Source organism: Streptomyces sp. ATLC9 (assembly GCF_057196705.1).
This window is the reverse complement of the sequence record NZ_JBXUOY010000244.1, coordinates 1-7803: the sequence shown is the minus strand read 5'-3', so window position 1 is coordinate 7803 and position 7803 is coordinate 1. Positions and strand designations below refer to the sequence as shown.

The following is a 7803-nucleotide window of genomic DNA, read 5'->3' as shown; positions in this document are numbered from 1 at the left end:
GGTGTCCACCGGCCGCGGCGTGGCGGTTCACCGTTCCCTCACCGCCCCCTTCGGAGTGGGCAGCAGCTTCCTGCGCTCCGGCCCGCCCGCGTACCCCGTCGGCGATCCGCTCGCGCCGATGACGCGGTGGCGGGGGCGCGGCACTGTCAACGGGTTGGCTCCGACCGCTCCCCCGGCGGCCCGCACCGAGCCCGGCTCCAGACCCGCCATGTCGGCCGGCTCACCGCAGGTGACGGTCGCGCCGTACGGGACGCCGTCCAGCGCGGCCCAGACCCGCTCGCGGAACTGCGGCCCCCGGTGGCCGGGGTGAGGTCGAACTCCTTCAGCTCACCGGCGAAGCAGGCGTCGAACTGCCGCACCATGTCGGCGAAGGCCGCGTCGTCGCGCCGCCGGCCGGACAGCACCAGGGCGCCACCCTTCTGTCCGGGCACGCTGACCGAGGCCGGTACGCCGGGCCCGGCGATCAGCGGTTCGCCCAGCGGGCTGGGGCAGGTGGCGCAGAGGGGGGTCATCGCTTCTGCGCGGTCTCGGTCGGGGGCTGGGCGAGGGTGGCGTTCCACAGGTGGTGCAGGGCGTAGGAGCGCCAGGGCCGCCAGCGTTCGGCGTCCCGCGCGCGGGCCCCGATCCGCTCCAGCCCGTGCCGCACTCCCGCGTCGCCGGTCAGGAGGACGTCGGGGTCGCCCAGTGCGCGCATCCGGACGTAGCCGGCCGTCCACGGGCCGATGCCGGGCAGGGCGAGCAGGATCCGCTCGGCCTCGTCCCGGTCGGCACCGGGGTCGAGGACGAGGGCGCCGTCGGCGAGGGCGGCGGCGACGGCGCGCACCGCCCGGCGGCGGGAGCCGGGCATGCGCAGTTCGTCCAGGGGCGCCCCGGCGAGGGTTCCGGGATCGGGGAAGAGGTGGGTGAGGCTGCCGTCGGGGGCCGGCAGCGGCTTGCCGTACGCCGCCACGAGCGCGCCCGTCAGCGTACGGGCCGCGCCCACGGTGACCTGCTGGCCCAGCACGGCGCGCACCGCCGCCTCGTGCGGGTCGGACGCGCCCGGCGAGCGCAGCCCCGGCAGCCCCCGGACCAGGGGGCCGAGCAGCGGGTCGCGGCCCAGGCGGTCGGCGACGGCGTACGGATCGGCGTCCAGGTCGAACAGCCGCCGCATCCGCTGCACGGCGGTGGTCAGGTCCCGCAGGTCGGTCAGGTGCAGCCGGCACCGCAGCCAGCCGCCGCACCCGCCGCCGCCCGCCTCGCCGGCCCTCTCGCGGACCTCGGCGACGCCGTGGCCGTGGGGCAGGGAGAGGGTGCGCCGGTAGGTTCGTGCGCCGGCCTCCCCGGTGACCTCCTCGACGCCGGGGACGGCCCGCCGCTGGAGGAAGCCGAAGATCTCCGCGGCGGCGTACGGGCCCCGGTGGGCCAGCCGCAGCGCCACTCCCCCGCCCCCGGCCGCCTCCCGGGCCCGGGCGGCGGCCCTGTCGCGGCTGTGGGCGCGCAGTTCGCGCGGGGTGCAGGCGTGGGCCTCGCGGATCGTGTCGTTGAACTGCCGCACGCTGGCGAAGCCGGAGGCGAAGGCGATCTCGGTGACCGGCAGCGCGGTGGTCTGCAGCAGCACCCTGGCGGTGTGCGTCCGCTGGGCGCGGGCCAGGGCGACGGGTCCGGCGCCGAGATCGGCGGTGAGCCGGCGGTGTATCTGGCGGGCGCTGTAGCCCAGTCGGCGGGCGAGCCCCTCGACGCCCTCGCGGTCCACGACACCGTCGGCGATCATCCGCATCGCGCGGCCGGTGAGGTCGGCCCGCGCGTTCCACTCGGCCGACCCCGGCACGGCGTCGGGCCGGCAGCGGCGGCACGCCCGCAGGCCCGCCCGCTGAGCGGCGGCGGCCGAGGGGAAGAAGCGCACGTTGCCCCGCTTGGGGGTGACCGCCGGGCAGCTGGGGCGGCAGTAGATGCCGGTGGTCAGCACACCGGTGAAGAAGACTCCGTCGAACCGCTCGTCGCGGCCGCGGACCGCCTCGTACCTGGCCTCGTCGTCCATCACGCGATCCAGTGTGCGCCGCGCGGCCGTCCGCCACCGGCGGATATCGGACGCGGTGGTGCCGGTCCGGGCCGGGCGTGCGCGGAACCGGCCGCGAAGGAAACCTTGCAAAGAACTGCCCGCAAAGGATTCTTTGCAAGCTCGGGGTCGCCGCATGGCCGATCCTCAGCACACCGTCCACACCCTCGACCCGCGCTCACTGCGCGCCCTGGCCCACCCCCTGCGCATCCGCATCCTCGGCGCGCTGCGCGAGTACGGCCCCGCGACGGCCTCACGTCTGGCCGGCCGGCCGGCCGAGTCCAGCGGCGCGACCAGCTATCACCTGCGGCAACTGGCCGCGCACGGGTTCGTCGAGGAGGAGACCGCGCGCGCCACACCGTGCGCGCCGCTCGGCCAGGCCGCACACCGGTGCGCCGCCGGGTCGGCTGGTTCCCGGTCGAGGCGGGGCTGCGCCTGGCCCTGCCGGGCCGGGGCGCACCGGCGGCCGCCGACGTCACGGGAGTCGCTGGAGCAGCCCCCGGGTGAACTCCGCGATCACCTCGTGCCGCTTTCCCGCCCGGTCCGGGGCGGTGAAGGCCAGCCGCCACCGGGTGGGCGCCGAGCCTCCCACCGGGCGGGCGGGCGGGCGCGAAGGCGCGGGCGACCTCGTCCACCGTGCACGTCCACGGCAGCAGGTCCTCCACCGTGCGCGGCTCCGGGCCGGGTGCTCCCGGAGCTCGCACCAGCCATTCGCTCCACACGGCGCCGCCCGGCGCGGTCAACACCTCCAGGCGCAGGTCCGGCCAGAGCGGCAGCGGCCAGCGCAGCGCGCGGCAGTCCAGGTCCCCCACCCGGCGCGGCTCGTCCGTCTCCGGCTCACCGAGCACCGAGCGGTACCGGGCCGCGGCGCCCCGGGAGCGCGGCGAGCGGCCGACGGTCTGCCAGCGGCGGTTGGCCTCGCGCATCTCGGCCCGGTCGGCGCCCAGTGCGCGCAGCGCGTCGAGCACCAGGTCCGGCTGGAAGTCGGCCATCCGGCGCAACAGGACGAGCTGGAACTGCCGGGGGCCGAACGGCTGGGCGGGGGCGACGCTGCGGGTGGGCACGGGGCGACGTCAGCAACCGGCTTCCGCCGCCCCGTGCCCGCCCGTGCGAGCCGGCTCGGGTCGGAGCAGGTCAGCGCGGGCCGCGTTTGCGCTCCGCCATGTGGCGGCCCAACGCCTGCTTCCGCTTCCAGTCGCGCCGCAGCTCCGCCCGCAGCCGGGCGTCGGTACGGGCCGCGAGGTACTGGTTCTCGCGCAGCAGCTTGCGGTAGCTGTCCAGCCTGCGCGTCGGCAGGGTGCCGTCGTCGACCGCGTCGAGGACGGCGCAGCCCGGCTCGGTGGCGTGCGCGCAGTCGTGGAAGCGGCAGGCGCGCGCCAGCTCCTCGACGTCCGCGAAGGCCCGGCCGACGCCCTCCCCGGCGTCCCACAGCCCGACGCCGCGCAGTCCCGGGGTGTCGATGACGACTCCGCCGCCGGGCAGCGCGAACAGTTCGCGGGTGGTCGTGGTGTGCCGGCCCTTGCCGTCGCTCGCGCGGGTCTCGCGCACCTCCAGCACATCCTGCCCGACCAGCGCGTTGACCAGGGTGGACTTGCCCGCCCCGGACTGCCCGAGCACGACGGCGGTGCCGCCGCCGAGCACGGCGGCGAGCACGTCCAGGCCCTCACCGGTGACCGCGCTGACGGGCAGCACCGTCACGCCGGGCGCCGCGGCCCCGGCGTCGGCGGCCGCATGGGCGGTGTCCGGTGCCAGGTCGGTCTTGGTGAGGGCCACCAGCGGCTGGGCTCCGCTCTCCCAGGCCAGCGCGAGGAAGCGCTCCAGTCTTCCGGGGTCGAGCGGGACGGCCAGCGAGACGGCGACGACGGCATGGTCGACGTTGGCGGCCAGCACCTGCCCCTCGGAGCGCTTGGAGGAGGTGGAGCGCACGAAGGCGGTACGCCGGGGCAGCAGGGCACGGACCGTCCACGGCGCCCGGCGCCCGCCGGGTTCGAGGGCGGCCCAGTCGCCGGTGCAGACGGTGAGCAGCGGGTCCGGGGAGGTGACGGCCGTGGTGTCGGCCCGTACGGGACCGCGGGCGGTGACGGCGTCGCACCGCCCGCGGTCCACGCGGACCACACGGGCGGGGGTCAGACCCTGGCGTCCGTACGGGGCGAAGGCCTCGGCGGTGTGCCCGTCCCAGCCGTAGCGGGCGAGCGGATGTGCGGAGTGATCGGAGCGTTCCGGGTGTGCGGGTACGTCGAGAGGACTCAACGCGGATGCCCTTTCGGGAAGGGCGGCCCCCGAGCGGCGGCCCGTGAACGGGCCGGGTGAGGTCAGCCGGAGGCCGCGGAGATGGAACGGACTGGCTCGTTGCCGCGGGCTGCTCCCGCGGCGGCGGTGTCGGCGGCCATGGATCCCACCTCCTGTTCCCGGATCGTCGACGGCTTTCCGGGGCCGTGTCGCCCGGGCCCCTCCGGGCCCCCCGGGCCCTCGCGCCGCCGACCCTAGGACGGCGGGCGGCTCCCGCGCCACCGGTTTTCCCGGCCGTCCTCACCCGTCCGGGGGAACCTCACGGGCCACGGGGGACAAAAGCGCTCCACAGGAAGACATACGCGGCTATTTGGTGGAAGATTAGAGCATAAGGGTGAAAGTGTCCCAGAGGAGGTGGCTCAGATGGCCACACCGACGTCACGCATCGAGGAACACCCTGACCTCGTCGGGATGCGTGCACGCTACGCGGAGGCCTCGGCGTCGCCGACGGCGCAGGGGATGGAGGCGCTGACCGTGCTGGGCGGCGTCTTCCTGCTGGCCTCGCCATGGATCGTGGGATTCAGCCAGCTCAATGCGCTGACCATCAACAACTTCATCACCGGCATCGCGCTCGCCGTGATCGGGCTGACCCTCGCGGTCGCCTTCGAGCGGGCGTACGGCCTGAGCATGGCCGTGTGCGTGCTCGGCGCCTGGACGGTCGTCTCCCCCTGGCTGGTGACCGGCGACGTGTCCACCACCAGGACGGTCCTCACCAACGTGATCACCGGAGGAGTCGTCTTCCTCCTCGGTCTGGCACTCCTGGCCGTCGGCAGGAAGGGGGGCAAGCAGAGCGGCGGACGCCGGAAGGGGTGATCCGGCCCGGCGTCGACGGCGCACGACGGGACCGCTGACGCACGGCGGGTCCGGGAGGCCACGAGGCGCCCGGGCCCGCCGTCAGTGGTCACGGCGGCGGGAGCGCAGCCGGGAGCGTATGTCGGAGGGCGGCAGGAACTTCGTCCAGCGCTCGGGGAACTCCGCGGGCGGCTCGACGGCCCCCGCCTCCTCCTCGCCCCCGTCGCCGCCCTCGGCTCCCCGCATCGCGCGCCGCGCCGCCGCGGCGGCGACGACCTCGGCGGCGGCCTGCTCGCGGGCCCGTTCGCTGGCGCGACGGGCGGCGGCGGTGGTCACCGAGGGCCACACGTGGTCGATGGCGGCGTTGACGGCCGCGCCGACCAGGACCGCGAAGGCCGAGACGCCGATCCACAGCAGTACGGCCACGGGCGCGGCCAGCGAACCGTACAGCGTCGGCCCGTCCACCGTGCGCGTGAGGTACAGGCGCAGCAGGAGGCTGCCGGCGATCCACATCAGCAGGGCGACCAGCGCGCCGGGGACGTCCTCCACCCAGGGCGAGCGGACCGGTACCGAGACGTGGTAGAGCGTGGTGAGGAAGGCGACGGAGACCACCACCACCACCGGCCAGTAGAAGATCTCGACCAGCGGCTCCAGCTGCGGCACCCAGCCGACCACCGCGTCCGGCCCGACGATCAGCAGCGGCAGGGCGACCGCGCCCAGCGGCAGCGCGATCAGGTACAGCCCGAAGGCCAGCAGCCGGGTGGCGACGATGCCGCGGTGGCCGTCGAGGCCGTACATGACGGTGATGGTGTCTATGAAGACGTTCATCGTGCGCGAACCGGACCACAGCGCCAGCGCGAAGCCGACGGAGATCACGTCGGGCCGTCCGCCCTCGATCACGTCGTCGATCAGCGGCTCGGCGATCTGGCTGACGCCCCGGTCGGACAGGACGGTCCCGGAGGCGTTCAGGATGTTGGCGCGGACGCTGTCGATGGTGTCGGTGCCGATCCAGGCGTCGAGATAACCGAGCAGACCGATCAGGCCCAGCAGCAGCGGCGGCAGCGACAGCAGGGTGAAGAAGGCCGCCTCGGCGGCCAGCCCCAGGATCCGGTACTCCATGGCGGAGTTGACGGTGTCCTTCAGCAGCAGCCACGCGAGCTTCCGCTTGGGGACGTTGCGGTACAGGGCGCGTGCCCTGCGCAGCGGGTTCCAGGGCTGCTTCGGGGAGGAGGGGGCCGGTTGCACCCCCCTAACGTATCCGGCCCGGTGATCGCGGCTCGCACCGTGGCCCGCGGGGTGGCCTGCCGGTTTCCCCGCGGGCCACGCGGTTCGCGTACCGCTCCGCGCACCGGTACGGGTGCGCGCCGGCACCGGGTTCACACCGCGTACAGACCGTGGGAGGCGAGGATCTCCCGGGCGCCGCCCACCTGCTCCGGGGTGGGCACGGGGGTGCCGGCCAGGGGGAAGGTCCTCCCGGCGGCCTCCCACTCGGCGGCGCCCAGCTTGTGGGAGGCAGCACGTCGACACGGGAGACGTTGCCGAGGGAGGCCGCGAAGGCGGCGACGCCCGCGATGTCGCCGGGCCGAAGGTCCTGGTGCCGGCCGGTAAGGCGCTCACCTGCGTGTGTGCCGGCCCGTCCGGTGCGCCCGGGGCGGGTCGGCGCCCCGCACCGCGCAGGTGGCGGCGGCGACGGCCGCGCCGGTGGCCAGGGCCTGCTCCAGTACGCCCGCGGGCAGCCCGTCCAGCCGCCCGCCGAGGGCTCCGGCGGTGTGGAGGCGGTGCAGGAGGCCGCCCATGAAGGCGTCGCCCGCGCCGACGGTGTCCACCACCGCGCAGGGCTCGGCCGGCGCCCTCAGCCGTACGCGCCCCGCGCCGCCCGCGCCCTCCAGCGAGGCGTACGCGCCCTCCGCCCCGAGCGTGACGACGACCAGGGACGCGCCGTGGCCGTGGAGGATCCCGGCGGCCTCCTCCACGCCGGTGCCGGGCAGGAGGTGGCCGAGGTCGTCGTCGGACAGCCGCAGGATGTCGGCCGCGGCGCACCAGCGCGGCAGCCGGTCGCGGTAGACGGCCGGTTCCACCAGCGGCGGCCGGACGTTGGGGTCGACGGAGACGGTGGCCCGCCCGCGCACCCTCTCCAGCAGCCGCTCCACCGCCTCCCCGCCCGGCGGCCGCACCAGCGCCAGCGACCCGGTGTGCAGGCAGGCCGCGGGGCCGGCCGCGGCCCGCTCCAGCTCGCCGTCCGTCCACTGCCAGTCGGCGGTGCCCTCGGCGTGGAAGGAGTACTCGGCGCGGCCGTCTGCGTCGAGGCCGGCGACGGCCAGGGTGCTGGGTTCGGCCGCCTCGACCACCGCGCCGAGGTCCGCGCCGGAGTCGGCCAGGTGCTCGCGGAAGAGCCGGCCGAAGACGTCCCCCGACAGTCTGCCCAGGAAGCGGGTGGGGGTGCCGAGCCGGGCGAGGGCCACGGCGGTGTTGGCGGGGCCGCCCCCCGGCAGGACCTCCAGCCCGATCGAGGGGGCGGAGGGCCGCTCCCCGCCGCCGGGCGGGGGCACGGTGAAGGCGTCGGCGACGCACTCGCCGAGCACCACGACGGGCGGGGCGGCGACGGGTGCGGTGGGTTCGGGTGCGCCGGGGCGGCTGCTGGTCGCGGTCATGGACGGCATTCTGGTACGGCGCCGGCGGCCGGGAGG

The 7803-nt window shown here is 76.0% G+C and carries 7 protein-coding genes and 2 pseudogenes; 2 read left to right on the top strand and 7 right to left on the bottom strand.

Annotation, left to right across the window (positions count from 1 at the left end; genetic code table 11):
• Positions 1-27: 27 nt before the first annotated feature.
• From AC2CJA_RS21220 to AC2CJA_RS21210, 3 genes are read right to left on the bottom strand one after another with little or no spacing between them, the layout of a single operon-like run.
• Entirely contained in the window at positions 28-261 is a 234-nt protein-coding gene (locus tag AC2CJA_RS21220; RefSeq protein ID WP_484604266.1) for an MGMT family protein, read from the bottom strand.
• The gene (locus tag AC2CJA_RS21215; protein ID WP_484604264.1) at positions 147-512 is read right to left on the bottom strand and encodes a hypothetical protein; all 366 of its coding nucleotides are present in this window, start codon (positions 510-512) and stop codon (positions 147-149) included. The genes AC2CJA_RS21220 and AC2CJA_RS21215 overlap by 115 nt, the downstream gene beginning before the upstream one ends.
• Positions 509-2017, bottom strand: coding sequence for an AlkA N-terminal domain-containing protein (locus tag AC2CJA_RS21210; RefSeq protein WP_484604265.1), 1509 nt, complete (start codon positions 2015-2017; stop codon positions 509-511). The genes AC2CJA_RS21215 and AC2CJA_RS21210 overlap by 4 nt, the downstream gene beginning before the upstream one ends.
• Before the next feature lie 154 nt (positions 2018-2171).
• Between AC2CJA_RS21210 and AC2CJA_RS21205 the strand changes: the two are divergent.
• Positions 2172-2375: pseudogene (locus AC2CJA_RS21205) on the top strand (winged helix-turn-helix domain-containing protein); the annotation flags it as partial.
• A gap of 135 nt (positions 2376-2510) precedes the next feature.
• Here AC2CJA_RS21205 and AC2CJA_RS21200 read toward each other — a convergent pair.
• Both AC2CJA_RS21200 and rsgA read right to left on the bottom strand, forming a co-directional pair.
• A pseudogene (locus AC2CJA_RS21200) lies at positions 2511-3027 on the bottom strand (hypothetical protein).
• A gap of 142 nt (positions 3028-3169) precedes the next feature.
• A complete protein-coding gene (gene rsgA, locus AC2CJA_RS21195; RefSeq protein ID WP_484604263.1) occupies positions 3170-4285 on the bottom strand; it encodes a ribosome small subunit-dependent GTPase A in 1116 nt (371 codons plus the stop codon).
• Between the two features lie 402 nt (positions 4286-4687).
• Here rsgA and AC2CJA_RS21190 point away from each other — a divergent pair, with 402 nt between their 5' ends.
• The gene (locus AC2CJA_RS21190) at positions 4688-5137 is read left to right on the top strand and encodes an SPW repeat protein (RefSeq protein WP_484604262.1); all 450 of its coding nucleotides are present in this window, start codon (positions 4688-4690) and stop codon (positions 5135-5137) included.
• An 81-nt stretch (positions 5138-5218) separates the two neighbouring features.
• Here AC2CJA_RS21190 and AC2CJA_RS21185 read toward each other — a convergent pair whose 3' ends face one another.
• Both AC2CJA_RS21185 and AC2CJA_RS21180 read right to left on the bottom strand, forming a co-directional pair.
• On the bottom strand, positions 5219-6361 hold the full coding sequence (locus AC2CJA_RS21185; protein WP_484604261.1) for a YihY/virulence factor BrkB family protein: 1143 nt from the start codon (positions 6359-6361) through the stop codon (positions 5219-5221).
• A 368-nt stretch (positions 6362-6729) separates the two neighbouring features.
• The gene (locus tag AC2CJA_RS21180) at positions 6730-7767 is read right to left on the bottom strand and encodes a carbohydrate kinase family protein (protein ID WP_484604259.1); all 1038 of its coding nucleotides are present in this window, start codon (positions 7765-7767) and stop codon (positions 6730-6732) included.
• Positions 7768-7803 lie beyond the last annotated feature (36 nt).

Coding starts and splice junctions, on each gene's coding strand:
- AC2CJA_RS21190 (WP_484604262.1), top strand. CDS start 4,688: ATGGCCACACCGACGTCACGCATCGAGGAACACCCTGACCTCGTCGGG.
- AC2CJA_RS21215 (WP_484604264.1), bottom strand. CDS start 512: ATGACCCCCCTCTGCGCCACCTGCCCCAGCCCGCTGGGCGAACCGCTG.
- AC2CJA_RS21180 (WP_484604259.1), bottom strand. CDS start 7,767: ATGACCGCGACCAGCAGCCGCCCCGGCGCACCCGAACCCACCGCACCC.
- AC2CJA_RS21210 (WP_484604265.1), bottom strand. CDS start 2,017: ATGGACGACGAGGCCAGGTACGAGGCGGTCCGCGGCCGCGACGAGCGG.